A 24,031-nucleotide genomic window follows, 5' to 3' on the forward strand; every position below is an offset into this window, starting at 1 on the left:
CATGGTCATGAAAAATCCGAAGCTTGCGCGGGTCGCGCAGGGCGCGCGGCTCGAGCTCGTGCCGTTGCAGGTTCTGGTTCCGGTGGTAGCGACCCTGATCGCGCTCGGGATCGGCCTGCTCATCATCGCCGCCACCGGCGCATCCGTCCTCGAGGCGATCGAAGCCTTCTGGGACGGCATGGCGGGCAGCGATTTCAACATCGGTGCGTCGATCAATCGCGCCATCAGCCTCGCGCTGGTCGGTCTCGGCTTCATCTTCGCCAGCCGCGCCAACCTGACCAATGTGGGAGGCGAGGGGCAGATCGCGATGGGCGGCATGTTCGCGACGGCCGCGGCCCTGCACGGCGCCGGCGGCTTGCCGTTGGGACTGGCGTTTATCGTGCCGCTCGCCGTGGGGACTATCGCCGGCGCTGTTTGGGGTGGCCTCGCGGGCTTCCTCAAGGCCGCACGCGGCACCAACGAGGTCATCAGCACGTTGCTGTTGAGCTTCATTGCGCTGCCGCTCGTCTACTGGTCCGTGGAGTCGTTTCACCTGCTGCGCAAGCCGATCAGCGACGTGTCTTCGCTGCCGGAATCGGCGGAGATTCCTGACACGACCAAGCTGCCGCTGCTGTTCCCGGACAATGGATCTCCGCTCCATATCGGTCTGCTGATCGCGGCGATCGCGGTCGTCGTGGTGTGGCTGGTGCTCAAGCACAGCACGCTCGGTCTGCGGCTGCGCGCCGTCGGCCTGAATGCTATGGCCTCCCGCCGCGCGGGCATGCGAACGAGCTTCTACGTGATCCTGGCCATGACGGTCTCCGGTGGCCTGGGCGGTCTCGGCGGTGCCATCATGATCCTCGGCCAGCAGTTCTATCTGACCAGCGATTTCTCGTCGGGTTACGGATTTGACGGCCTGGTGGTCGGCCTGCTGTCGCGCGGCTCGGCCGTCGGCGTGGTGATCGGTGCGTTGCTGTTCGGATTCCTGCGCTCGGGATCCATCAACATGGAAATCTCGGCGCACGTCCCGTCTGCCGTGGTCCTGATCTGTCAGGGCCTGATCGTCATTGTCATTGCAGGCTCCGCAATCTTCACCAACCGAAAGGTGACCCGATGATTGACGAACAAATGGCCGTGTTCATCGGTTCCGGACTGCGTCTCGCGGTTCCGATCATCTTCGCCGCAACCGGCGAGATGCTGAGCGAGCGCGCCGGCGTGCTCAATCTCAGCCTCGATGGCATGATGCTGATGTCGGCGTTCACGGCGGCGCTGGCGTCGTGGGCGACCGGCTCGCCGCTGCTCGGCGTGGCGGCCGGCGTATTGGTCGCGATGGCGGTTGCCGCGGTGCAGGCCGTGTTGAGCGTGACCTTGCGCGCCAATCAGCTGGTGGTGGGGATCGGGTTCAACATCCTGGCGCTGGGAACAACGACGTTTCTCTACCGCGAGATCTTCGGGCCGCTGTCGCGCGATCCGATTCCCGGCTTCGCGCAGCTCAATCTGCCGTGGCTCGCCAGTATCCCGGTGATCGGGCCGGCATTGGCGAACCAGACTGGGCTTGCCTATGTCAGCATCCTGATGGTCGTCGTGACATGGTTGATCCTGAAGTACACGTCGTTCGGGCTGGCGGTGCGGGCGGTCGGCGAGGATCCGCGCGCCGCGGACAAGGCCGGCATCAGCGTCGCCAGGACGCGCTATCTCGGCGTGCTCTACGCCGGCATCCTGGCCGGCCTCGGCGGCGCCTTCATGTCGGTTGCGGACAGCAATACGTTCACCGAGAACATGACCAAGGGCGCGGGCTATCTTGCGATCACGGCCGTGATCTTCGGCGGCTGGAATCCCTGGTACACGCTGGCGGCATGCCTGCTGTTCGGCTTCGCGACCGCGCTGCAATTCCTGATGCCGGCGTTGCAGATCGACGTGCCGGTCGCGTTGCTGTTGCTGCTGCCATATTTGCTGGCGCTGGTCGCCATCGCGGGCTTCGTCGGAAAGAGCAGGCAGCCCTCAGCCCTGACCATTCCGTTCGAACGCGGCGGCTGATCGCAACGGACGTCAAGAAAACATAGGCAAGAAAACATAGCCAAGGGAGGACAATCCGATGACGAGTTCAACTTTAGCAAAGGCCGCGGAATCCACAGCGCCCAACACCGCCAATCCTCTCGGGTCTGCTCCCGGCTACAAATGGCTGGTCGACGACGCCAACGTCAACATGGCGATGGCGCCGCCGCCGCCCAAGGCGGTCACGATCGACGCGCAGCCGCAAACGGTGACGGTCGATCTGCATCGCACCGCTCTCATCGTCGTCGACATGCAGAACGACTTCTGCGCGAAGGGGGGATGGGTCGACCATCTCGGCCTCGACCACACGCCGGATCGGGCGCCGATCGAGCCGCTGCAGAAGCTTCTCCCGGTGTTGCGGAACGCCGGCGTGCAAATCATCTGGCTGAACTGGGGCAATCGGCCCGATCTGAAGAATATGGCGCCGAACCAGCTCCATCTCTACAAGCCGAAGGGTGTCGGCATCGGCCTTGGCGAGCCGTTGCCGGGCAGTGGCGCGCGCGTGCTGCAGAAGGACAGCTGGGCCGCGGCCGTGGTCGATGAATTGAAGCAGGAGCCCGAGGACATTCACGTCGACAAATACCGGATCAGCGGCTTCTGGGACACGCCGCTGGACAGCATTCTGCGCAATCTCGGCACCAAGACGATCCTGTTTGCCGGCGTCAACACCGATCAATGCGTATTGCATTCGCTCACCGACGCGAACTTCCTGGGCTACGGTTGCCTCCTGGTCGAGGACTGCTGCGCAACGACCTCGCCGGGCTACTGCGTTGAAGCAACCCTGTTCAACGTCAAGAAGTGCTTCGGCTTCGTGACGCATTCGTCAGATGTCATCGAGGCCATTTCAGGAGCACATCCGACGGCGTGACAGATCGGTCGCGCTCCGAGCGCACAGACTAGCCTTGTGACGCCACTTGCGATTCTCGTCCGCCTGAGCCCAGACGCGGCTCGGTCCCGGCCAGCAGCCGCTGAATGTTGGCACGATGACGCGCGATCACGTAAAGGCCACCTGCGATGACGAGCAGCCGATATGGCAGCGGCTGCTCCAACGCGCAGACCAGTGCGATCGCAGTGAGCGCCGCCAACATTGAGCTCAGGGAAACGATCCGGGAAATTGCCAGCACAACGCCAAAGGCTGCGGCGGCGCCTAAACCGACAGGCCAGGACAGCGCCAGCAACACGCCGAGCCCCGTCGCCGCGGATTTGCCGCCCGTAAAATTCAACCAGATCGAACGGCTGTGGCCCAGCAATACCGCAAGCCCGGCCAGGCAGACTGCCCAAGGCTCCAAGGTTTGCAGATCGATCGCCGTCGGCGGCGTAACCGACGGCAACGTCCGGAGCCAGGGATAAAACCAGCGGGCAAACGCGATCGCCCCGGCGCCCTTCAGGACATCGACCAGGAGGACCGCCAACGCGGGCCACTTGCCCAGGGTACGCAGCACGTTTGTGGCCCCGGTCGACCTGGAGCCGTGCTCCCGGATGTCGATACCCCTCAGCAGTTTCCCCGCGAGATAGCCCGCGGGTATGGAACCGAGAAGGTAGGCAGTCGCCAATCCAGCCGCACTCGCGATCCAAAAAACCATAGGCCTCTCCTCGATGCGCCAGTGTCAGGCAAGCGTCATCCGAAGTCTACCGCCATGCGACGGCCGATGTCGTGGATACGAGGGATCGATTGCCTTACCCGCTCCAATGCCCTTTGGAATAGGCTGGCCTTGCGATAGATACCGCGATCGACTTGCCGATCAATCGGCCATGCTGCCGCGACGGAGACAGGACACGGAATGACGACGCACTCAATCGAGATTCGCCGCCTCTTGCCTGCGGACGCTGCGCTTTATCGCGACATCCGTCTCGAGGCGCTGCGCTTCAGTCCCGAGGCGTTCGGCAGCGCGTATGAGACGGAGAGCGTGCATTCCGTCGAATGGTTCGTGGAGAGGCTCGCGCATGGGGCGGCGATAATTGGGGCGTTTCGTGGCGGCGAACTCGCCGGCATCATCGGTTTCATCGCGGCGCAAGGGCCGAAACAGCAGCACAAGGGCATGCTGGTTGGGATGTATGTGCGGCAGCAGGCGCGACGCGCCGGAGTCGGCCGGCTCCTGGTCGATGCGGTGCTCGAGCTTGCCGCGCAATCGGTCGAGCTGTTGCAGCTCGCCGTGGTGAAGGGCAACGAGCCTGCCTGCGGGCTCTACCGGCGCGCCGGCTTTGTCGAGTACGGGCTGGAGAGGCATGCCCTGAAGATCGACGGCCGCTACTACGACGACATCCTGATGGCAAAGGATCTGGTCGGGCGCGACTGACGTCGTACAAAGCGAACCGACACAATTCCGGCGGCCCGTTGCGATAGCCGCACATCCACGCTTGGGGCCACGCATTCGTTTGCTGTTATCGCCTCGGAGACGCTGCCATGCCGAAGATCGATCTGACAAAGGTGCCGGAACGTAAGGGGACCGGCTATCCGGCCGAGTTCGCTGCACCGTGCGCGGAACGAATCCGGCAGCGTCTCGGCGACGCCGGCGGGCTCGCCGATTTCGGCGTCAATCTGATGCGGCTGCCGCCGGGCAACTGGTCGAGCCAGCGCCATTGGCATTCGGACGAGGACGAGTTCGTCTATGTGCTTGCGGGCGAGGTGGTGCTGATCGAGGACGGCGGCGAGACGGTGCTGCGCGCCGGCGATTGCGCGGCTTTCCGGAAGAATTCCAGCAACGGGCACCACATGATCAACAGGTCGCAGATGACGGCGACCTATCTCGAGGTCGGCTCGCGCTCGCGTGCCGACGTCATCACATGTTCCGACATCGACATGATGAGCCCGAGCTCCGACGGCCGCTTTCTGCACAAGGACGGCCGGCCATACGAATAGGCCCCGAACCGCGGGCAGCCATGCCGCCGCGAAAATCGGCGTTGCGGATTGGCCGGCGAAGGACCAATCTTCCGGCCAGGGAGATTTGGTCGCGTCCATGACGGAATGGTATTTCATCTGGATTGACGGTCCGCGCGGACCCGAGCCGCAGAAATGGTCGTCGGACGCGCTGTGGGGGCAGGTGGCCCGTCAGGATATCATCGTCCGTTTTCCCTTGAGCGATCGCGAGGCTGGCCTGTCGCTCGATCAGCTGGCGCGGCTGCATCCGGTGCCGCAGTGAGCTGCGCCGCAAGAGCGTGCGGCAGTCTCACACCACCAGCCGTCCTTCGCGGTCCGCGACCGTGATCTGGGCTTCCGTTCCCGAGTTGAAGTCGAGCCGGTCGGCCTCGATGCCGTCGCTGAAGATGACGCCGTTCTCCGGCATCAGCGAGCGGACGCTGAGGCGCTCGGCGCGTTCGAGGCTGCCGCAGACCAGCGCGACCTGCGAGGTGCGGCTCGGAAACGGCTCGCGCGACGGTGTTCTTCGCGCGTACGTTCAATCCGCCGGGCTGACCGTCAAACCGAGAGATCGAAGCCGGGCGTCGCGACGTCGGTCAGGAACGAGGCCAGGAACATTTTTCCAAGCACATGCTTTGCCGCCGGCGTGTCGTTCTTGAGCCGGCCGGCGCCGGTCGCGGCTGCGAGTTCCGTCAGTGTCGGTGCCACGAGACTCGTGTCGGGTGCGGCGCGCGGCGCCGTCGCGGATGCACTGAACAGCACGCCGGCATAATAGAGACGGGTGAGGGCGCGGACCAATCGGAGCTGGGTGTGCAGCGCCGCGTCGAGCGGCCGGCCGAGCCAGGCGCGATGCAAAATCTCCTCCAGCTCCGGCGTTCGCGCGAAGCTGTCGCCAACGATCGCGAGATCGACCAGCGGATCGGTGCGATAGGCGGATTCCCAGTCGATCATCCAGAGCCTGTTACCGTCGAACAGGATATTGGCGGGAAGCGAGTCGTTGTGGCTCGAGACCGAGTTCGCCTCATCCCAGACATAGCCCGCGCGAATGCGTTCGAGATGTTCGTTGCACTGGTCGAGTACGCCGGGCGCGAACAGGCCGTTGCGGCAGACATGGGCCCAGAGCCGAGCCACGATATCCGGATAACGCACGAAAGCCGGAAAGGTCGGCGTCGCCTGCAACCGCGCCAGCAATTCGCCGACCGCCTTTGCCAGCGCCGGCAGCCCACCGGGATAGCGACCGAGCGGCTGCCGCTGGATAAAATCCATCACCGCGACGCGCGACGTCTCGTCGACATAGTAGAGTCGCGGCGCGATGCCTGCTTCGGCGGCGATGCGCAGCGAAACATATTGATATGGATTGCGCAGTGGGCTCGGTACGCCTTCGATTCGTAGCAAATAATTCTTGCCGCCCGCGTCGATCCGAAACAACCGCGCCGACGTGGCGCCGCCTGCGATCGGCGTCACGGCGTCGATCGTTACCGTACCGATCATTTCACGCAGCGCAGCATGCGCTGCATCGCGCTGTTCCGGTGGAAGTGCATCGAGATCACTCATGCGCAAAAAGTTAGCATGACGGCTATGCGTGCCGAAATCGCATTGATGTTGGGTTCCCGATCTTCAATCGCTGGTCGCGCGCGACGAAGCGTGAAACAATGCCGCAAAAATCATGCTGGGAGAAAACTTGATGTCGTTCGAGCGGGGGTTGCATGGCGCCGTTGCGTGCAGGATCGTGAAGCGCAGATCATGGATGGCGTTGCCATTATTCTGCCTGATCAGCACGTTCGGAGTGGTGCATCACGTCGTCGCGGACGAATCCTTGCAGATTGTGGATGCGCGCGTACCGGCTACGGACAAAGAAGGCGGAGACCTTCCCTTGACGATGACGATCAAGAATGAGGCCGACAGCGCCGACGCGCTACTCCGTGTCCGGTGCCCGGTTGCGAATTTTTCCGAACGCCACATCGTTGATCGCGGCGAAGGCGCGCCCGCCATGCGCTCGATATCCAATATACCAGTCCCGGCCAAGGCGACGCTCGAGCTGAAGCGCGACGGTTATCACGTCATGCTGCTGCAGTTGCGTCAGGCGCTCGCGCCGGGCGAGACCTTCAAATGCGCAATCGTTTTTCAGAAAGCAGGCACCATCGAGACGGAGGTACAGGTCCAGAAGTGACCGAAGACAAGTTATGACAAGTGACTAAGGAAGACGGCGGGCGGCACAGCCGATCGCCGGGACTCAAGGCTTCTCGCGCGGCCACCCGTATGTGACGGGCGGTTCGATCAATGAAGAACGCTGGATCCGGAGGAAATGAACTCATGACAAGGTTGAATTGGGTTAAATCGCACATGCTCGCGGCGGCAGTAGCATCCGCCGCGACCTTCGCGGGCTCTTTCGCGCTCGCCGACGATGTCAACCAGGATCGCCTGCTCAATGCTGACAAGGAAGCAGGCAACTGGCTGCACCACCACAAGAACTATTCGGCGACCCGCTTCTCGTCGCTGGCGGATATCAACAAGGACAACGTCAAGAACCTGAAGGTCGCCTGGACCATGCATCTCGGCGGCGTCGAGGGCGGCGGAATCTGGGGGCACGGCGGCCTGGAGGGAACTCCGATCGTCGAGAACGGATTCATGTACGTCACCGACGGCTGGGGTTCGGTCTACAAGATCGACGCGCACGGCGGCAAAGGCGTGCTGCTCTGGAAGATGGATCCCAAGACCGACCACGACTGGGCCGGCGCGGTCGCCTGCTGCGGCGTCGACAACCGCGGCGTCGCGCTGTGGGACAACCTCGTGATCTCGCACACGCTCGACGGCCGCCTGATCGCGACCAACAAGGAGACCGGGCAGGTCGCCTGGCAGCGTCAGGTCGCCGATCCCGACAAGGGTGAGGTGATCACCGGCGCGCCGTTAATCGTCAAGGGCATGGCGATCACGGGCGTCGCTGGCGCCGAATACGGCATTCGCGGCTGGATCGCTGCGACCGACCTGAAGAGCCAGAAGGAAGTCTGGCGTACCCACACCATCCCGGGCAAGGACGAACCCGGTTCCGAAACCTGGAAGGACGACAAGAACGCCAAGGCAAGCGGCGGCGGATCGACTTGGGTCACCGGCAGCTACGACCCGTCGACCAACACCATCGTCTGGGGCGTCGGCAATCCCGGACCGGACTGGGACAACGAATACCGGCCCGGCGACAACCTCTACACCGACTCCTCGCTCGGTCTCGATGCCGACACCGGCAAGATCAAGTGGCACTACCAGCACACGCCGAACGATCCTTATGACTATGACAGCGTGGCGGAGAACGTGCTGGTCGACGTCCCCGGCCCCAACAACACGACGCTGAAACTCGCGCTCGAGGCCGACCGCAACGGCTTTGCCTATGCGGTCGATCGCAACAGCGGCAAGTTCATCTGGGGTCTGCCCTTCGTCAAGAAGGTGACCTGGACCAAGGGTCTCGACCCCGAGTCCGGCAAACCGGTGGAGTATGATCCGAAGCAGGGTGTGCAGAAGTACAACGCGTCGGTGACGCCGAGCCGCACCAACAAGGAGACGGATATCTGCCCCGGTAACATGGGCGGCAAGAACTGGCCGCCGACCGCCTACAATCCGAACCTGAAGCTCTGGTACATTCCCGTCATCGAGAGCTGCAACCACATCAAGGTCGAGGAGATGACGCCGGACAAGGTCAAGGCGCGCGAGTTCTTCACCGGTGGCGGACCGAGCCAGCCGGTCAAGATCACCGGCAGCGTGACCGCGATCGACGTCACCACCGGCAAGGTGGCAGGGAAGGCGGAGACGCAATTCCCGAACCTCGGCGGGATCCTGGCGACGCCCGACCTCGTGTTCTCCGGACAGCCGTCCGGCGAGGTGATCGCCTACGACGCGAAGTCGCTGCAGCAGCTCTGGCAGTTCAACACCGGCGGTGGCGTCAATGCGCCTCCGATGACGTTCTCGGTGGACGGCAAGCAGTATGTCGCGATCCTGGTCGGCCTCGGCGGTGCCTGGGACAAGTGGTTCATCGATGCCACGCCCGAGCTGAAGCGGATGCAGCCGGGCTCGATGCTCTACGTGTTCGCGCTCTGACATCGCAGACGCGGGAGGCTTCACTGAGAGGCCTCCCGCGTCGATCTGACCGAGAGAAATAAGACAAGAAACAGAACAAATGAAGCAATCATGGCTGGTTGGCGCGTGGCTCGGCTGCGCGCTGGTGATGGGATTTGTCAGTATGGCGCAGGCACAGTCGGCGAGCGATCCGACCGATGCGGGCAAGGCGGTGTTCAAGCGCGGCAATTGCGTCGGCTGTCACAAATGGCACGGCAATGGCGGCGGCGGCTATGGCGGCGATGCGCTGTCGCTGCGCAAGACCGAGCTGACGCGCGAGCAGATCATCGAGACCGTGACGTGCGGGCGGCCGGGCACCGGCATGCCGTTCTTCGTGCGCGGCTCCTATGACACCACGAAATGCTACGAGATGACCCGCCAGGATGTCGCGGACCGCATGCCGCCCGAGGCGAATGTGTTCCTGCGGCCGAACGAGATCGAGGCCGTGGCCGACTACGTGCTCGCCCACGTCAAGGGTAAGGGTGAGCCGAGTTATGACGAATGCATCGCCTTCTTCGGCGACGGTTCGCGCGTCTGCAACATCTACAAGGAGGCCGGCCACGCCGCCGCGTCGTCCGACCAGAGCGAGAAGGCAAAGCCATGAGCAAGCAGGGATCGGCAATCCGCGGGTTGGTCTTCGCCGCGTCAGTCACCGCGGCGGTGCCGGCGATGGCGACTGCGGGAGACTTGCGCGACATCAATGTCGGCATGGACGTCAGCAGCGTTCCCGACGCGGGATATATCAACCTGACCTGCGTCGGTGAGACGACGCACCGATTGGCGGAATGGGCGCAGTGGGCGGCCTGCCCAGCCGGGCCGGACCAGCTGCGCGGCATCCGCTTCGAGTATGACCGCGAGACCGCGCGGGAAGGCACCATGGTGGGCGGCCATCCGGCGATCCTGACCGTGATGATCGACAAGGATGCCAGGATCGCGGCACTGACGATCGAGACCGATCCGAAGGCGCGGCTCTATCTGCGCAAGAAGGCGTTCCTGCTCGGCCTGCAGGCGAAGTCACGCTACGGCGAGGACGGCTGGACCTGCACGGAGGCCAAGCGGGGCACCGACAAGCAGGAGGTCGGCGGCGTATTCGTCGACGAGACGTGCAGCAAGACCACCGATGGCCGAACTGTCGAGATCGAGCGTCACCTCTATCGTGAGCCGAACAAGGAGCTCAAGGACATGACCGACGAGACCCGGATCACGATCCGCCGCGCGGGGTCGTAGGAACATCGATCGGGCGCGTTTGCGCCTCGTAGCCCGCCCGATCTCAAGTCTCGACCGGTGGCGCGTCGACGTCGATCTGCGGCAGCAGGCCGGGCGACTGCCGTTCGACCAGCTCGCGCATCTTTCCGATGATTGCCTTGCCTTCCGCCGAGACGATCGAACTCGGGCCTGCGACGGTGATGACCAGCGGGGGCGTCTGGTCGGCTTCGGTCAGCCGCATCGCAATCGCGCTCAGGCCGGGCGTCCCCATGTCGCGCGTATAGGCGAAGCCCTGCCGGCGGATGGTCGCCAGCGCATGCTGGATATCACCGAATCGGACCACGGATGACGGCGCCTCCTCGGCGTTGATCCGCTGCACGATCCGCCGCGCATCCTCGTCGTTCATCAGGCTGAGAAACACCCGGCCCGGGGTCGAGTGGGTCAGCAGCCGCCGCGCGCCGGGTTCGAGATAATAGCGCACGGGCGTGGTGCCCTGCAGCACGCGGATATACTGGCTGTAGAGCTGGTTGCGTGCCACCACGAAGGTGGTCAGCCGCGTCGCTTCGTGCAGCTCGCGCGTGATCGCATCGAGCGTGACGCCCGGCAGCCTTTCGCTCGTGAGCCAGCCGCCGAGCAGGGCGATGCGGACCGTCGGCCGGTAGCTGCGCGCCTGCCGGTCGTGGTCGAGATAGCCGAGCTCGACGAGGCTCTTCAGAAGTGCAGACGTGCTCGATGGCGGATAGTTCAGCCGGCGCGCGATCTCGGTCATCGCCGCGGGCCGTTCGATCTCGGCAAAATATTCGAAGATGCGGAGCGCGCGATGCGCCGATTTGACGATTGACGGATCGGGGCTGCCGTCGGCGGCGCGAAACAATTCGTCGTGCCTGTTGGCCTCGATCACCATCGCCGCGGGATCGTCCGCTTGCGTGCGCACGCGGTCGGCGACGATGCGCCTGCGGCCCCGCCGGGACGGGGGCTGGGTATCGGAGCGAACTCCCTTCATCTCTGCCGCTCGTGTCCTCGAACGCAGCGCTAGCTTGGTGCGCTGCAACATTCATTGTCGCCTTCTCCGGTCGAATGTGCAGCGAAACCAGCGGAGGTCAAGCGTCCGCGGTGCAGCATGACCTAGCGTGCGATCCGCATTTCTTCCACGTATCTGAAATTATTCTCGGAAGCTCGTCCGCAGATGGACATCGCCGCGATCGTTCCCGATGTTGCAGGCGAAGTTTGAACACCGAGCGATGGTGTCGCGCGCACCGCAAGGCCGCTGCGATATCGTCCCGAACAAGGAGAGCCCCGATGCAGATGAGCGCGCGCGACCTTCGCAGCTCCAACGATGCCGCCGATCCGGCCCGCCACATCTCGCATGATTGCGCAGGCCTCAACTTCTATGATCTCGATCGCGGACTTCGCGGCCTTCTGGGGCTCTATTTGTCGCGCGAGGATCGCGACAAACTGGAGCCGCACTTCAAGCGTCTCGGCGAACTGGCGGGAGGCAGGCTCGACCGGCTGGCGCGGATCGCCGACAAGCATGCGCCGGTGCTCAATCCGAGGGATGCCTACGGCCGCGACGAGGATTGGATCGACTATCACCCGGCATACCGGGAGATGGAGGCAATCGCGTTCGGCGATTTCCAGTTTCATGCCATGAGCCATCGTGCCGGCGTGCTCGGCATGGACCGGCCGCTGCCGGCGGTGGCCAAATACGTGTTCCAGTATCTGTTCGTGCAGTCCGAGTTCGGGCTGATGTGCCCGATCAGCGTCACCGACACCTCGACGCATTTGATCCGCAAATTCGGCTCGGATGAGCTCAAGGCCTATCTGCTGCCGAAGATGCTCTCGGACGACATGGGGACGCTGTGGAAAGGCACCCAGTTCATGACCGAGCGCGCCGGCGGCTCCGACGTCGGTGCCGTCGAGACGGTTGCGCGCCGGGATGGCGACGTCTGGCGTCTGACCGGCGACAAATGGTTCTGCTCGCACGCCGATGCCGACGTCGCGCTGATGCTGGCGCGGCCGGAAGGTGCGCCGGATGGCACCAGGGGGCTCGCACTGTTCGCGCTGCCGCGCCGCCTCAAGGACGGACGGCGCAACAGCTACCGGATCGTCCGCCTCAAGGACAAGCTCGGCACCAAATCGATGGCATCAGGCGAGATCCGGCTCGACAACGCGGTTGCCTATCTGGTCGGTGACCCCACGCAGGGCCTCAAGCAGATGATGGAGCAGGTCAACCTCTCGCGCCTGTCGCACGGCGTGCGGGCCGCCGCGATGATGCGGCGCTGTGTCAATGAGGCTGTCGTCAGCGCCTCGTCGCGCGTGGCGTTCGGCCAGCGCGTCCTCGATTTCCCACTGCTGCGCCGTCAGCTGATGAAGCTGATCGTGCCGACCGAGCAGGCGCTGTCGATGATGCTGGTGGCCGCGCGGGCGATGGACGATGCCAATGCCGGCTCGGCGGAGGCAAGGGACCTGCTGCGCATCCTGACGCCGCTGTTGAAGTATCGCGCCTGCCGCGACAACATTCCGGTCGCCACCGGCGCAATGGAGGTGCGCGGCGGCAATGGCTACATCGAGGAATGGGTGCAGCCACGGCTGGTGCGCGACGCCCATGTCGGCGTGCTCTGGGAGGGCACCAGCAACATCAACGCGCTCGACATCATTTCGCGCGCCGTCGGCAAGAGCGGCGCGCACCGGGCGCTCGCCGCTGTCCTTCAGTCGCGCCTCGAGGAGGCGAAGGCGTTGCCCGGGCCGTTCCGCAAGCGCCTTCGGACCGCGCTCGACCGCGCGGTCGGCTTTGCCGAGCAGGTCGCGGCCGATCCCGGCTCGGAGCACACGGCGCGGCTGGCGGCGAGCGCGCTCTACCATGCCACCTCGGCGATCATGCTCGCATGGGAAGGATCGCAGCCGGAGGTCGATGCGCGGCGGCTGTTGCTGTCGCGCTTCGTGCTCGAGCATCGCCTGACCGCCAAGGACCCGCTGGCGCCGGCCGCCGATGCATGGGAGCGCGAGGCCATCGATCTGATGCTGAGCGATGCGCCGGTCACACTCGGACAAGCGGTCAAGTCCGTGACGGCCTGACAACAAAAGAACAAGAAACATCGCGGGGAGGTTTCTATGCGATCGATTGCGGCTGCGTTCACGGCGGTCTTGTGTCTGGCTGTCGTTGGGTCCGTGCGTGCCCAGGTGTCAGGCGACGTGGTGCGCATCGGCGTCATCAACGACATGTCGGGACTTTATTCCGATCTTGGGGGCGAGGGCTCGGTGGAGGCGGCCCGGCTCGCGATCGAGGATTTTGGCCCGACCGTGCTCGGCAAGAAGATTGAGCTGATGTCCGCCGACCACCAGAACAAGCCCGATATCGCCTCCGGCATCGTGCGTCGTTGGATCGACGAGAACGGTGTCGATTTGATTGCCGATGGCGGCAACTCGGCCACCGCGCTGGCCATTCAGGCCATCACCCGCGAGAAGAAGCGCATCTTTGTGATTTCTGGGCCTGGTAGTTCCGATCTTACCGGAAAGCAGTGCTCGCCTTATGGGTTTCATTTCACCTACAGCACTTACGCTGAAGCCTCCGCTGTCACCAAGGCCATGCTCAAGAAGGGCGCGGATACGTGGTTCTTCCTGACCGCGGACTACGCCTTCGGCCATGCGCTGGAGCGTGACGCGTCAAGCTTCATCACGACCGCGGGGAGCAAGGTCGTTGGCTCGGTTCGCCATCCGCTCGGCGCGTCGGACCTCTCGTCGTTCCTGCTTCAGGCACAGAATTCGAAGGCGAAAGTCATTGCATTGGCGAACGCCGGCGGCGATACGGTCAACAGCCTGAAGCAGGCTTCGGAGTTCGGTATCGGAAAATCTGCCGACCAGAACATCGTCGCGCTTCTGATGCTGATTACGGATGTGCATTCGCTCGGCCTTGAGGCGGCCCAGGGCATCATCTACGCGACGTCGTTCTCGTGGACCCAGAACGAGGCAACCCGGACTTTCGGTCATCGCTTCATGGCGCGTCGGCACGGGCAGGCGCCGACCATGATCCAGGCCGGCGTCTACAGTGGAGTGATGCATTATTTGAAGGCAGTGCAGGCGGCCGGAACCGACGATCCTGGCGCCGTAGCCGCCGCCATGCGCAAGCTTCCGGTCAACGATTTCATGACGCAGAATGCACAGATCCGCCAGGATGGGCAGGTGATGCGTTCGATGTATTTGGTCCAGGCCAAATCGCCATCCGAATCGCGCGAGCCTTGGGACTACGAAAAGGTGATCGCGACGATTTCGCCGGACGAAGCCTGGCGGCCGCTCGCGGAAGGCGGTTGTCCGCTTGTAACGAAAGCTCAGTAACGTTTGCGTTCGCACCGTTGGCAGGCAGTTGAAGACGTCTTCCATGGCCTCGCGGCGAAGTCAGCTTCGTCGCCGCCATGGAAGACGTCTTCAACAGCCCGCTAGTGCCGCGCCAGCAGCACCACGATGATCAGCGCCAGGATCGCGCACAGCACCTTCCAGAAGGTCACGGGATCGCGGTCGTGCAGCGATTTGCGGGTCGTGACCGCGGGGCCGGCCCAGGTGGCGCCGTTTTCCAGCTCGTGCGCGAACTCGATGGCGTCGCCGAAGCGTTGCGCGGGCTCGATACTGAGCGCCTTGCCGATCACGGCATCGAGCCAGGCCGGCAGGTCCGGCCGGTAGCGTGACAGCGGCGCCGGTTTGCCGAACCGTGGCCGCGAGAACGGCTCGATCTCGCCGAACGGATAGTTCGCGGTGAACATGCGGTAGACAGTGACGCCGAGCGCGAACAGGTCGGAGGCCTCGTCGCCGGCCTTGCCGCCGAACAGCTCGGGCGCCATGTAGCTCGCGGTGCCGGGAATATCCTCGGCGGGAAAGTCTTCCAGCAGCGGCACGCGCGCGACGCCGAGATCGACGAGGCGCAATCCGCCGTCTTTCAGCAGGATCACATTGTCGGGCTTGATGTCGCGATGGATGATGCCGGCGCGGTGCAGCGCCGTGACCGCGCGTACCAGCTTGGTTGCGATCGCAATGCCTTCGGTGAGCGACAGCCGCGGCGCGCGGCCAAGCCGCTGCTCCAGCGTTTCGCCCTCGTAGAGCGGCATCGCCGAATAGAGTCTGGTCTGCCGCTCAGCCGGCACCTCGATGATTTCGCCGATCCAGAGGCTGCGCACGCGCGCGGCGACCCAGGCCTCGCGCACGAAGGCGAGGCGGTAGGAGCCTTCGCTGGCGACCCGCGGATGCGGGAACTTCAGCACGACCTCGCGGCCGGCCCGTTTGTCGGTCGCCTTGAACAGGCGGCTGTAGCGCCCGTCGGACAGCACGTCGTGGAGCGCGAAATCGTCGATCGAGTCGCCGCTCTCCGGCAAGTCCAAAATCGGCAAGGTCGCGATCGCATGCGTGAGATCGTCTCGATCCGCCGGCGGCAGGTCGACGACGTCGAGCACCAGCGCGGTCGTGTTGTCGCTGCTGCCGGCTGCGAGCGCGGCATCTACGATGCTGCGCGCCGATTCGTCAGGCGGCGTGCGTTCCTCCAGCAGCTGCTGGAGGCGGGAATCGGAGAGCGCGCCGTGAACCCCGTCGCTGCAGACCAGGAGACGGTCGTGCTGGCGCAGTCCCACCGAGGTGTAATCGAAGCGGGCGAACTCCTCGAAACCGATGGCGCGGTTGAGCAGATGGGCGAGGTCGCCGCGGCCGGCGATATGGTCCTGCGTCAAGCGCTCCAGCCGTCCGTCGCTGAAGCGATAGGCGCGGGTGTCGCCGATGTGGATCACATGGCATTGCCGCCGCGACAGGATGATGGATGAGAACGCGCAGGCCATGCCGCTGCGCGCGGCATCGACGCGGCCCTGTCCATAGATCCAGCTGTTGGCGGCCTCCAGCGCCCGCGCCGCGCGGCGGCGGACGCCGAGCGTCTCGGGCAGCGAATAATAGGCGTCGATGAAGCTGCGGACCGCGACCTCCGCGGCCTCGCGTCCGCCCTTGTGGCCACCGACGCCGTCGGCGACCGCAGCCACCACGTCGCGATGCAGCGTGCCCGGTTGGCCGAGGCAGGTCGCGACGTAATCCTCATTGGCGGCGCGTTTGCCGGTCTCGCTGGCGAAACCGACGCGAACGCCCAAATCCGGTTGCGCGCCATTCGCCACGTCCTAGCCCGTCCTTTCGGAGCGGGCCGTCAGACGCGCGCTCCCGACACCGCGCCCCAGGTAGTGCGCCAGCGGACCTTGACCATGGCAAGTCCGATGAAGCCAAGCAACGCCAGCGCGCCGAAGAACAGGAAGCCGGCGCCGAAACCGCCGGTCATACCCTTGGCGAAGCCGAGCGTCTGGGCGAGGAAGAAGCCGCCGATGCCGCCGGCGCAGCCGACAAGTCCGGTCATCAGGCCGATCTCGTGGCGGAAGCGCAGCGGGATCAGCTGGAACACGGCGCCGTTGCCCATGCCGAGCGCCAGCACGCCGATCGAGAACAGCAGCACCGAGATCCAGGCGATCCGCGGCAGCTCGGTCAATGCCCAGCCGCCCGGAGCCGGCGCCGTCGGGCCTTCGGGCATGAAGGCGATGACGAGATAAGCCGCGACGACGACGCCGAACAGGATCGACAGCGAACGGATGCCGCCGATGCGGTCGGCAATCATGCCGCCGACAGGGCGGAAGCCCGAGCCGAACGCGACGATCAGCGCGACCAGCATGCCGGCCGCCACGCCCGAGACGTGATACTGCACGGTGAAATAGAGCGGCAGCGCGTTGGCGAGGCCGACAAAGCCGCCGAAAGTGATGAAGTAGAAGAACATGAACCAGCGGCTGTCGGAATCCTTCAGTAGCGCGCCATAGGCCTGCAGCGAGACCTTCTTGCGCTCGCCCGGCGCGTCCTTGGCCGCGAATGCGTAATAGGCGAGCACCATCAGCATCGGAATCAAGAGGCAGCCGAACACGGCCTGCCAGCCCCAATGTTCGGCAATGCTCGGTGCGAGCAGGGTGTCGAGCACGACGCCCATATTGCCGGCGCCGGCGATCCCCATGACCACGCCCTGATATTGCGGCGGATACCAGCGGCTGGCCTGGGGCAGGGCGACCGCGAACGAGGCGCCGCCGACCCCGAGCGCAAGCCCGAACAACTCGATCGCGAGCTTGCTGGTCAGCCCGAAATGCCACACCGCCGCGGTCGCGGCGATCACGACGAGCTGCGCGATGATGCCGGTGCGCTTGGCGCCGATGATGTCGGCGAGAATGCCCATCGGCACGCGGAGCAGCGCGCCGGCCAGCACGGGAATGGCGACCAGGGTGAACTTCTCGTTCACGGCCAGGTTCATGTCGCGCGCGATGTAGACGATCAGCGGTCCGAGCGCGACCCACGCCATGAAACTGATGTCGAAGTACAGGAACGCGGCGAGCAGGGTCGGCCAGTGACCTGCCTTCTTGAACTCGGCTAGCTTCATCGCAACGTCTCGCGGTGATGCGGCGGAGACCGCCGCACAGGTGCGGCTCTCTCGGGCGCTGATAAATCGAATGTGGGTGAATGGTGAGTGCACTCGTCGTTGAGACGCACTCCGTCAACCGTTCAGATTAGCAATTTGCGTGCCATCGAATCGATCGCGCCGCTTTGCCTTGCAGTCGCAAGACGTTGCTGCGAGATCGCGAACCGAGTCCGGCGATCGGGACTGGCGTGGCTTGCAGCAAGCGCCGCCGTGGAAACGCGCACGCTGATGCTTTCTTGTGCGACGCGCCACGAGCGCGCGATGGCGCATCAATGGCGGGTTCACGATTGTCATCGCGGCCGGCGATGCTGTGCTGCACAAGAGATCATCGCCGTGGCTAAAAATTCGGCCAGCCGGCCGCGCGGCGCATCATCAGGCACATTTGAGGTCACGGAAAACCTGTTGATTTTGCAATCAGATTCGTTCGCCCCGAGTTGGCACGCGTCTTGAATGTCAGTCGATAACGGAACATCGGTCGTCATCGAAGACGGTCTGCGCCCGCGGCTGGGCTTCCTACAACTCCAACCTTTATCGGTGCCCATCAACGACGCACATCGCGTCGCTGCGCAGCGCCGTCGGAATTGAAAGGCAGACCATGCTCGACAAAGTGACCAAGCAGAAGCTCGTGGTGATCGGCAACGGGATGGCCGGCATCCGCACGGTGGAGGCGCTGCTCGAGCGCGCCCCCGATCTCTACGACATCACGGTGTTCGGATCCGAGCCGTACGGCAATTACAACCGCATCCTGCTGTCGCCCGTGCTCGCCGGCGAGAAGACCGTCGACGACATCATGCTCAACACCGTCGACTGGTACGAGGACAACAACATCACGCTGCGCAAGGGCGAGACGATCAGCATGATCGATCGCCGCACCTGTGAAGTCGTCACCGATGCCGGCGATCGCGTTCCCTACGACCGCCTTTTGATCGCGACCGGCTCAAATCCGATCATGCTGCCGCTGCCGGGCAAGGACCTGCCGGGCGTGATCGGCTTCCGCGACATCTATGATGTCGACCGCATGATCAAGGCCTCGACCGACTATCGGAACGCCGTCGTGATCGGCGGCGGCCTGTTGGGCCTCGAGGCCGCCAACGGGCTGATGAAGCGCGGCATGAACGTCACGGTGGTGCACCTGCTCGACACCTTGATGGAGCGTCAGCTCGATCCGGTGGCCGGCGGACTGCTGCGCAAGTCACTGGAAGAGCGCGGCATGGTGTTCAAGATGCCGGCCCAGACCCAGGCGATCCTGGGCGAGGACCGCGTCACCGGCGTGCGCTTCGGCGACGGCACCGAGCTGGCGGCCGATCTCGTGGTGATGGCGGTCGGCATCCGCCCGAACTTCGAGCTCGCCAAGAAGGCCGGGCTGTACTGCGAGCGCGGCATCGTCGTCTCCGACACCATGCAGACCTATGACGGCCGCATCTATGCGGTGGGCGAATGCGTGCAGCATCGCCGCCAGACCTACGGTCTCGTCGCGCCGCTGTTCGACCAGGCCAAGGTCTGCGCCAACCACCTCGCGATGAAGGGCTTTGCTACCTATGACGGCTCGGTCACCTCGACCAAGCTGAAGGTCACCGGCATCGACCTGTTCTCGGCCGGCGACTTCGCGCCGGGGCCGGACAAGGAGGAGATCGTGCTGCAGGACGCCAATCGCGGCGTCTACAAGCGCATCATCCTGAAGGACAAGAAGATCGTCGGTGCCGTGCTCTATGGCGACACCATCGACGGCCCCTGGTACTTCCAGCATTTGCGCGACGGCACCGACGTCTCGCACATGCGCGAGCGCCTGGTGTTCGGCGCCGCCAATCTCGGCGACGGCGGCGTCAACGGCCAGAACTCGGTTGCCGCGATGAGCGACGAGACCGAGATCTGCGGCTGCAACGGCGTGTGCAAGGGCGCGATCGTCAAGGCGATCTCCGAGAAGAAGCTGTTCACGCTCGACGACGTCCGCGCCCATACCAAGGCGTCGTCGTCCTGCGGCTCCTGCACCGGCCTCGTCGAGCAGGTGCTGGCGTTCACGCTCGGCGGCGACTATTCGGCGGCGCCGAAGGTTAAGCCGCTGTGCAAGTGCACCGATCACAGCCACGACGACGTTCGCCGCGTCATCGTCGAGCAGCAGCTCAAGACCATTCCCGCCGTGATGCGCTTCATGGAGTGGAAGACGCTGAACGGCTGCCATTCCTGCCGTCCGGCGCTGAACTACTATCTGCTCGCGACCTGGCCGGGCGAATATCGCGACGACCAGCAGTCGCGCTTCATCAACGAGCGCGTCCACGCCAACATCCAGAAGGACGGCACCTATTCGGTGGTGCCGCGGATGTGGGGCGGCGTCACCACGCCGAGCGAGCTGCGCGCCATCGCCGACGTCGCCGAGAAGTTCAACATCCCGACGGTGAAGGTCACCGGCGGCCAGCGCATCGACCTGCTCGGCGTCAAGAAGGAAGACCTTCCGGCGGTGTGGGCCGATCTTAACGACGCCGGCATGGTGTCGGGCCATGCCTACGCCAAGGGCCTGCGCACGGTGAAAACCTGCGTCGGCTCCGAATGGTGCCGGTTCGGTACGCAGGACTCCACCGGCCTCGGCGTCAAGCTCGAGAAGTTCATGTGGGGGTCGTGGACGCCGGCCAAGGTCAAGCTCGGCGTCTCCGGCTGCCCGCGCAACTGCGCGGAGGCGACCTGCAAGGACGTCGGCGTGGTCTGCGTCGATTCCGGCTACGAGATCCATTTCGCCGGCGCCGCCGGACTGCACATCAAGGGCACCGAGTTCCTGACCAAGGTCGAGACCGAGGACGAGACGCTCGAGGTGATCGTGGCGCTGACCCAGCTCTATCGCGAGGAGGGCTGGTATCTCGAGCGCATGTACAAATGGTGCGACCGCGTCGGTCTCGAGCAGATCAGAAAGCGGGTGGTCGACGACATCGCGAACCGCAAGGCGCTGTTCGCCCGCTTTGCCCATTCGCAGCAATTCGCGCAGACCGATCCGTGGGCCGAGCGCGCCAGCCGCGGCGTCGACCGCAACGAGTTCGCGCCTCTCGCCGAATTGGAGCTCGCATGACCAGCTGGATCGAAATCGGCGCGCTCGACGACATTCCGCGGCTCGGCTCGCGCGTGGTGCGTACGCCGGCCGGCAACATCGCGGTGTTCCGGACCGAAAGCGACGAGGTGTTCGCGCTCGATGACCGTTGCCCGCACAAGGGCGGGCCGCTGTCGCAAGGCATCGTGCACAACAAGCGCGTGACCTGTCCGCTGCATAATTTCGTCATCGAGCTGACGAGCGGGCAGGCGGTCGCGCCCGATGAAGGCTGCACGCATACCCATCTGGCCAAGGTCGAGAACGGCGTTGTCTGGCTGTCGGTGCGGCAGGCGGCTGCGGTGAGCTGAGCGGGCAAGGATCGGCCAGCCATGTCCGTCAAGACCACGTGTCCCTATTGCGGTGTCGGCTGCGGCGTCATTGCGTCGATGGACGCGGCGGGCGCCGTCCGGGTCGAGGGCGACGAGCAGCATCCGGCCAATTTCGGCCGGCTCTGCAGCAAGGGCTCGGCGCTCGCCGAGACCATCGATCTCGACGGGCGATTGCTCGCGCCTGTCGTCGATGGCGCGCCGGCGGGCTGGGATGACGCGCTCGATCGTGTCGCCGATGGCTTCAGCCGCGTTATTCGTGAGCACGGGCCCGACGCGGTCGCGTTCTATGTCTCCGGCCAGCTCCTGACCGAGGACTATTACGTCATCAACAAGCTCGCCAAGGGCTTTGTCGGCACCGCCAATATCGACACCAATTCGCGGCTGTGCATGGCCTCCAGCGTCGCGGGGCACAAGCGCGCCTTCGGCAGCGACACCGTGCCGGGCTGCTACGAGGATCTCGAGCAGGCCGACCTTCTGGTGCTGGTCGGCTCCAACGCCGCCTGGTGCCATCCGATCCTGCACCAGCGGATGCTGGCGGCGAAGGAGAAGAACCCGGCGTGCAAGATCGTGGTGATCGATCCGCGCCGCACCGCGACCTGCGAGGGCGCCGATCTGCATCTGCCGCTGCGCTCCGGCAGCGACTCCGTGCTGTTCAACGGGCTGTTCGCATTCCTCGCCGGCAGCAACGCGGTCGATCGCGGCTTTGTCGGCAATTGCACGACGGGGATCGTCGACGCCCTCAAGCAGGTGGCCGGCCAGACCCTGGCGCAGACGGCTGCGACGTGTGGGCTGAGCGAAGGCGCGGTCGGGCTGTTCTTCGACTGGTTCACCCGGACCGAGCGCGTCGTCACGCTGTATTCGCAGGGCATCAACCAGTCGTCGAGCGGCGTCGACAAGGTCAACGCCATCATCAATTGCCATCTGTTGACCGGACGCATCGGCCGTCCCGGCATGGGGCCGTTCTCGCTGACCGGGCAGCCCAACGCGATGGGCGGCCGCGAGGTCGGCGGGCTCGCCAACCAGCTTGCCGCGCATATGGAGATCGAGAACCCCGCGCATCGCGAGCTGGTGCAGCGGTTTTGGCGCGCGCCTGTGATTGCGGAGAAGGGCGGGCTGAAGGCGGTCGACATGTTCGACGCGATCGCCAGTGGCCGCATCAAGGCGGTGTGGATCATCTCGACCAATCCGGTGGTGAGCCTGCCCGATGCCGACCGCGCGCGCGCCGCGCTCGACGCCTGCGAGCTCGTCGTGGTGACGGATTGCATGCGCGACACCGACACCACGCGGCATGCCGACGTGCTGCTGCCGGCGCTGGCGTGGGGCGAGAAGGACGGCACCGTCACCAATTCCGAGCGCCGGATCTCGCGGCAGCGGCCGTTCCTCGCCGCGCCCGGCGAGGCGCGCGCCGACTGGCGGATCATCTGCGACGTCGCCGCCCGCATGGGCTATTCCGGCTTCGATTACGCGTCAGCCGCAGAGGTGTTCCGCGAGCACGCCGAACTGTCGGGCTTCGAGAATAACGGCCAGCGCGATTTCGATATCTCGGCGCTGGCTGCGCTCGATGACGGCGCCTATGACGCGCTGGCGCCGGTGCAGTGGCCGGTGACATCGGAGCATCCGGCCGGCACGCCGCGGATGTTCGAGAGCCAGCAGTTCTTCACACCCGATCGCAAGGCGCGCTTCGTGCCGATCGCCCCGCGCGCGGCGCGGCATGCGACCAGCCGCGACTATCCGCTGGTGCTCAACACCGGCCGTGTCCGCGATCAGTGGCACACCATGACGCGGACCGGGAAGACCGGACGGCTGCTGTCGCATGTCTTCGAGCCCTATGCCGAGTTTCACCCCGAGGATGCGCGGCAGGCCGGGCTGCAAAATGAAGGACTGGTGCGGCTGACCAGTAGTTGGGGTGAGATGATCGCGCGCGTCGTGGTCAGCGCCGACCAGCGACGCGGCTGCGTGTTCGTGCCGATGCACTGGAACGAGGAATTCGCCGGCGAGGGGCGGGTCAACGCGCTGGTCAATCCGGCGGTCGATCCGCTGTCCGGCCAGCCGGAGTCCAAGCACACGCCGGTCAAGGCCGATCCTTACGCGCCGAAATGGCACGCCTTCATCCTGAGCCGCGATGCGATCAAGCGTCCGGCAAGCGGCTACTGGGTTTACGGCAAGGCCGGCGATTGCACGCGGCTGGAGCTCGCGCTCGACGTCCGCCCGGAGAGCTGGCGCGACTGGGCGCGCGCGCAGCTCGACCTCGAAGGTGTCGAGATCGAATGGATCGCCTATCGCGATCCGGCCGCGGGCCGCTTCCGCTATGCGGCGGTGCGCGACGGCCGGCTCGAGGGCTGCGTGTTCATCGCGCCCGATCACGCGCTGCCGTCGCGGGCGTGGCTCGCCGGGTTGTTCGCGGAGCAACAATTGTCGGCCAATGCGCGGATGGCGCTGCTCGCCGGACGGCCGTTCGGCGCGGGCGAGGATGTCGGGCCGATCGTCTGCTCCTGCTTCGGCGTCGGACGACACCAGATCACCGCCGAGATCAGGAAGGGCGCGGGCAGCGTCGAGGCGATCGGTCGCTGCCTGAAGGCCGGCACCAATTGCGGCGGCTGCAGGCCCGAGATCGGCAAGCTGATCGGCGCCTCCGCGCCGGCGCGACAGGCGATCGCGTCCTAAAGGCCCGGCGCCGGCTTGAGCCGAACGAATGAACGCATGATCCGGAAAGTGCGAAGCGGCTGTATTCATTGCGTATCGCCGCAAGACGTGCAATAGTTTACTCAAGAAACTTCAGATAGCGTTCGTTCAGATGGAAGCCGCAATAAAAGATACGGTTTGCAGTATCTGGCGCTGCAGTTGCGATTCCATCAGGTTTCGGTTGATTCCGCACAATTCATTCATCGGTTTTCCGGCACTTCGATCGAAGTGCCCTGTTGCGTGCGCCAATGATTAAGGCTGAAGGCCGGCAGGTGACCCAA

21 protein-coding genes are annotated in these 24,031 nt (G+C 64.8%); 16 read left to right on the forward strand and 5 right to left on the reverse strand.

Features of this window, described 5'->3' with window-relative positions:
• Positions 1-7: 7 nt before the first annotated feature.
• From AAFG07_RS18025 to AAFG07_RS18035, 3 genes are read left to right on the forward strand one after another with little or no spacing between them, the layout of a single operon-like run.
• Positions 8-1,096, forward strand: a complete 1,089-nt coding sequence (locus tag AAFG07_RS18025) for an ABC transporter permease (RefSeq protein ID WP_342728444.1) — start codon at positions 8-10, stop codon at positions 1,094-1,096.
• Entirely contained in the window at positions 1,093-2,016 is a 924-nt protein-coding gene (locus AAFG07_RS18030) for an ABC transporter permease (protein WP_342728445.1), read from the forward strand. The genes AAFG07_RS18025 and AAFG07_RS18030 overlap by 4 nt, the downstream gene beginning before the upstream one ends.
• A gap of 58 nt (positions 2,017-2,074) precedes the next feature.
• Positions 2,075-2,902 (forward strand): cysteine hydrolase family protein, encoded by an 828-nt coding sequence (locus AAFG07_RS18035; protein ID WP_342728446.1) that lies wholly within the window; start codon positions 2,075-2,077, stop codon positions 2,900-2,902.
• A 28-nt stretch (positions 2,903-2,930) separates the two neighbouring features.
• On the opposite strand, the gene plsY is transcribed toward AAFG07_RS18035, so the two are convergent.
• Positions 2,931-3,617 (reverse strand): glycerol-3-phosphate 1-O-acyltransferase PlsY, encoded by a 687-nt coding sequence (plsY, locus tag AAFG07_RS18040; protein WP_342728447.1) that lies wholly within the window; start codon positions 3,615-3,617, stop codon positions 2,931-2,933.
• Between the two features lie 198 nt (positions 3,618-3,815).
• On the opposite strand from plsY, the gene AAFG07_RS18045 reads away from it, so the two are divergent.
• From AAFG07_RS18045 to AAFG07_RS18055, 3 genes are all read left to right on the forward strand, one after another.
• On the forward strand, positions 3,816-4,331 hold the full coding sequence (locus AAFG07_RS18045; protein WP_342728448.1) for a GNAT family N-acetyltransferase: 516 nt from the start codon (positions 3,816-3,818) through the stop codon (positions 4,329-4,331).
• A gap of 107 nt (positions 4,332-4,438) precedes the next feature.
• Positions 4,439-4,894 carry a cupin domain-containing protein gene (locus AAFG07_RS18050; RefSeq protein ID WP_342728449.1) on the forward strand — a complete coding sequence of 152 codons (456 nt, stop codon included), beginning with the start codon at positions 4,439-4,441 and terminating at the stop codon, positions 4,892-4,894.
• A 97-nt stretch (positions 4,895-4,991) separates the two neighbouring features.
• Positions 4,992-5,174: a hypothetical protein gene (locus AAFG07_RS18055; protein WP_249131574.1), complete on the forward strand. Its 183-nt coding sequence runs from the start codon at positions 4,992-4,994 to the stop codon at positions 5,172-5,174.
• A 275-nt stretch (positions 5,175-5,449) separates the two neighbouring features.
• Here the strand turns inward: AAFG07_RS18055 and AAFG07_RS18060 are convergent, their stop codons facing one another.
• Positions 5,450-6,445, reverse strand: a complete 996-nt coding sequence (locus tag AAFG07_RS18060) for a phosphotransferase (protein ID WP_342728450.1) — start codon at positions 6,443-6,445, stop codon at positions 5,450-5,452.
• Positions 6,446-6,575: 130 nt separating this feature from the next.
• On the opposite strand from AAFG07_RS18060, the gene AAFG07_RS18065 reads away from it, so the two are divergent.
• The 4 genes from AAFG07_RS18065 (at position 6,576) to AAFG07_RS18080 (ending at position 10,222) form a co-directional block, all read left to right on the forward strand.
• Positions 6,576-7,061: a copper chaperone PCu(A)C gene (locus AAFG07_RS18065; RefSeq protein ID WP_342728451.1), complete on the forward strand. Its 486-nt coding sequence runs from the start codon at positions 6,576-6,578 to the stop codon at positions 7,059-7,061.
• A gap of 143 nt (positions 7,062-7,204) precedes the next feature.
• Positions 7,205-8,977 (forward strand): PQQ-dependent dehydrogenase, methanol/ethanol family, encoded by a 1,773-nt coding sequence (locus tag AAFG07_RS18070; RefSeq protein ID WP_342728452.1) that lies wholly within the window; start codon positions 7,205-7,207, stop codon positions 8,975-8,977.
• A gap of 79 nt (positions 8,978-9,056) precedes the next feature.
• A complete protein-coding gene (locus AAFG07_RS18075) occupies positions 9,057-9,599 on the forward strand; it encodes a c-type cytochrome (protein WP_342728453.1) in 543 nt (180 codons plus the stop codon).
• Positions 9,596-10,222 carry a hypothetical protein gene (locus tag AAFG07_RS18080; protein WP_342728454.1) on the forward strand — a complete coding sequence of 209 codons (627 nt, stop codon included), beginning with the start codon at positions 9,596-9,598 and terminating at the stop codon, positions 10,220-10,222. Before AAFG07_RS18075 ends, AAFG07_RS18080 begins: the two co-directional genes overlap by 4 nt.
• A 43-nt stretch (positions 10,223-10,265) precedes the next feature.
• On the opposite strand, the gene AAFG07_RS18085 is transcribed toward AAFG07_RS18080, so the two are convergent.
• Positions 10,266-11,204: an IclR family transcriptional regulator gene (locus AAFG07_RS18085; protein ID WP_342728455.1), complete on the reverse strand. Its 939-nt coding sequence runs from the start codon at positions 11,202-11,204 to the stop codon at positions 10,266-10,268.
• 296 nt (positions 11,205-11,500) lie between these two features.
• Between AAFG07_RS18085 and AAFG07_RS18090 the strand changes: the two genes are divergently transcribed.
• Together AAFG07_RS18090 and AAFG07_RS18095 are read left to right on the forward strand one after the other, a co-directional pair.
• Complete coding sequence (locus tag AAFG07_RS18090) at positions 11,501-13,276, forward strand: acyl-CoA dehydrogenase family protein (protein ID WP_342728456.1); 1,776 nt, start codon at positions 11,501-11,503, stop codon at positions 13,274-13,276.
• A 36-nt stretch (positions 13,277-13,312) separates the two neighbouring features.
• Complete coding sequence (locus tag AAFG07_RS18095) at positions 13,313-14,533, forward strand: ABC transporter substrate-binding protein (RefSeq protein ID WP_342728457.1); 1,221 nt, start codon at positions 13,313-13,315, stop codon at positions 14,531-14,533.
• A gap of 101 nt (positions 14,534-14,634) precedes the next feature.
• Here AAFG07_RS18095 and AAFG07_RS18100 read toward each other — a convergent pair whose 3' ends face one another.
• Positions 14,635-16,338: a protein kinase gene (locus tag AAFG07_RS18100; protein ID WP_342728458.1), complete on the reverse strand. Its 1,704-nt coding sequence runs from the start codon at positions 16,336-16,338 to the stop codon at positions 14,635-14,637.
• Positions 16,339-16,367: 29 nt separating this feature from the next.
• Entirely contained in the window at positions 16,368-17,627 is a 1,260-nt protein-coding gene (locus tag AAFG07_RS18105; protein WP_342728459.1) for an MFS transporter, read from the reverse strand.
• A 135-nt stretch (positions 17,628-17,762) separates the two neighbouring features.
• On the opposite strand from AAFG07_RS18105, the gene AAFG07_RS18110 reads away from it, so the two are divergent.
• The 4 genes from AAFG07_RS18110 to AAFG07_RS18125 all read left to right on the forward strand — a co-directional run bounded on the left by AAFG07_RS18110 (position 17,763) and on the right by AAFG07_RS18125 (position 23,732).
• A complete protein-coding gene (locus AAFG07_RS18110) occupies positions 17,763-18,116 on the forward strand; it encodes a hypothetical protein (protein WP_342728460.1) in 354 nt (117 codons plus the stop codon).
• A gap of 145 nt (positions 18,117-18,261) precedes the next feature.
• Positions 18,262-20,721, forward strand: a complete 2,460-nt coding sequence (gene nirB / locus AAFG07_RS18115; RefSeq protein WP_342728461.1) for a nitrite reductase large subunit NirB — start codon at positions 18,262-18,264, stop codon at positions 20,719-20,721.
• Positions 20,718-21,047 carry a nitrite reductase small subunit NirD gene (gene nirD / locus AAFG07_RS18120; RefSeq protein ID WP_342728462.1) on the forward strand — a complete coding sequence of 110 codons (330 nt, stop codon included), beginning with the start codon at positions 20,718-20,720 and terminating at the stop codon, positions 21,045-21,047. Before nirB ends, nirD begins: the two co-directional genes overlap by 4 nt.
• Before the next feature lie 21 nt (positions 21,048-21,068).
• Positions 21,069-23,732: a molybdopterin-dependent oxidoreductase gene (locus AAFG07_RS18125; protein ID WP_342728463.1), complete on the forward strand. Its 2,664-nt coding sequence runs from the start codon at positions 21,069-21,071 to the stop codon at positions 23,730-23,732.
• Positions 23,733-24,031: the final 299 nt, after the last annotated feature.

The sequence above is a fragment of the Bradyrhizobium sp. B097 genome (assembly GCF_038957035.1).
Taxonomy (GTDB): Bacteria; Pseudomonadota; Alphaproteobacteria; order Rhizobiales; family Xanthobacteraceae; genus Bradyrhizobium.

What these genes read in the sequence shown, in the direction of transcription:
- AAFG07_RS18080 (WP_342728454.1), top strand. Translation starts at nt 9,596, where the DNA reads ATGAGCAAGCAGGGATCGGCAATCCGCGGGTTGGTCTTCGCCGCGTCA.
- plsY (WP_342728447.1), bottom strand. Translation starts at nt 3,617, where the DNA reads ATGGTTTTTTGGATCGCGAGTGCGGCTGGATTGGCGACTGCCTACCTT.
- AAFG07_RS18050 (WP_342728449.1), top strand. Translation starts at nt 4,439, where the DNA reads ATGCCGAAGATCGATCTGACAAAGGTGCCGGAACGTAAGGGGACCGGC.
- AAFG07_RS18045 (WP_342728448.1), top strand. Translation starts at nt 3,816, where the DNA reads ATGACGACGCACTCAATCGAGATTCGCCGCCTCTTGCCTGCGGACGCT.
- AAFG07_RS18105 (WP_342728459.1), bottom strand. Translation starts at nt 17,627, where the DNA reads ATGAAGCTAGCCGAGTTCAAGAAGGCAGGTCACTGGCCGACCCTGCTC.
- AAFG07_RS18090 (WP_342728456.1), top strand. Translation starts at nt 11,501, where the DNA reads ATGCAGATGAGCGCGCGCGACCTTCGCAGCTCCAACGATGCCGCCGAT.
- nirB (WP_342728461.1), top strand. Translation starts at nt 18,262, where the DNA reads ATGCTCGACAAAGTGACCAAGCAGAAGCTCGTGGTGATCGGCAACGGG.
- AAFG07_RS18075 (WP_342728453.1), top strand. Translation starts at nt 9,057, where the DNA reads ATGAAGCAATCATGGCTGGTTGGCGCGTGGCTCGGCTGCGCGCTGGTG.
- AAFG07_RS18030 (WP_342728445.1), top strand. Translation starts at nt 1,093, where the DNA reads ATGATTGACGAACAAATGGCCGTGTTCATCGGTTCCGGACTGCGTCTC.
- AAFG07_RS18085 (WP_342728455.1), bottom strand. Translation starts at nt 11,204, where the DNA reads ATGAAGGGAGTTCGCTCCGATACCCAGCCCCCGTCCCGGCGGGGCCGC.
- AAFG07_RS18055 (WP_249131574.1), top strand. Translation starts at nt 4,992, where the DNA reads ATGACGGAATGGTATTTCATCTGGATTGACGGTCCGCGCGGACCCGAG.
- AAFG07_RS18060 (WP_342728450.1), bottom strand. Translation starts at nt 6,445, where the DNA reads ATGAGTGATCTCGATGCACTTCCACCGGAACAGCGCGATGCAGCGCAT.
- AAFG07_RS18035 (WP_342728446.1), top strand. Translation starts at nt 2,075, where the DNA reads ATGACGAGTTCAACTTTAGCAAAGGCCGCGGAATCCACAGCGCCCAAC.
- AAFG07_RS18125 (WP_342728463.1), top strand. Translation starts at nt 21,069, where the DNA reads ATGTCCGTCAAGACCACGTGTCCCTATTGCGGTGTCGGCTGCGGCGTC.
- AAFG07_RS18065 (WP_342728451.1), top strand. Translation starts at nt 6,576, where the DNA reads ATGTCGTTCGAGCGGGGGTTGCATGGCGCCGTTGCGTGCAGGATCGTG.
- AAFG07_RS18025 (WP_342728444.1), top strand. Translation starts at nt 8, where the DNA reads ATGAAAAATCCGAAGCTTGCGCGGGTCGCGCAGGGCGCGCGGCTCGAG.
- AAFG07_RS18070 (WP_342728452.1), top strand. Translation starts at nt 7,205, where the DNA reads ATGACAAGGTTGAATTGGGTTAAATCGCACATGCTCGCGGCGGCAGTA.
- AAFG07_RS18095 (WP_342728457.1), top strand. Translation starts at nt 13,313, where the DNA reads ATGCGATCGATTGCGGCTGCGTTCACGGCGGTCTTGTGTCTGGCTGTC.
- nirD (WP_342728462.1), top strand. Translation starts at nt 20,718, where the DNA reads ATGACCAGCTGGATCGAAATCGGCGCGCTCGACGACATTCCGCGGCTC.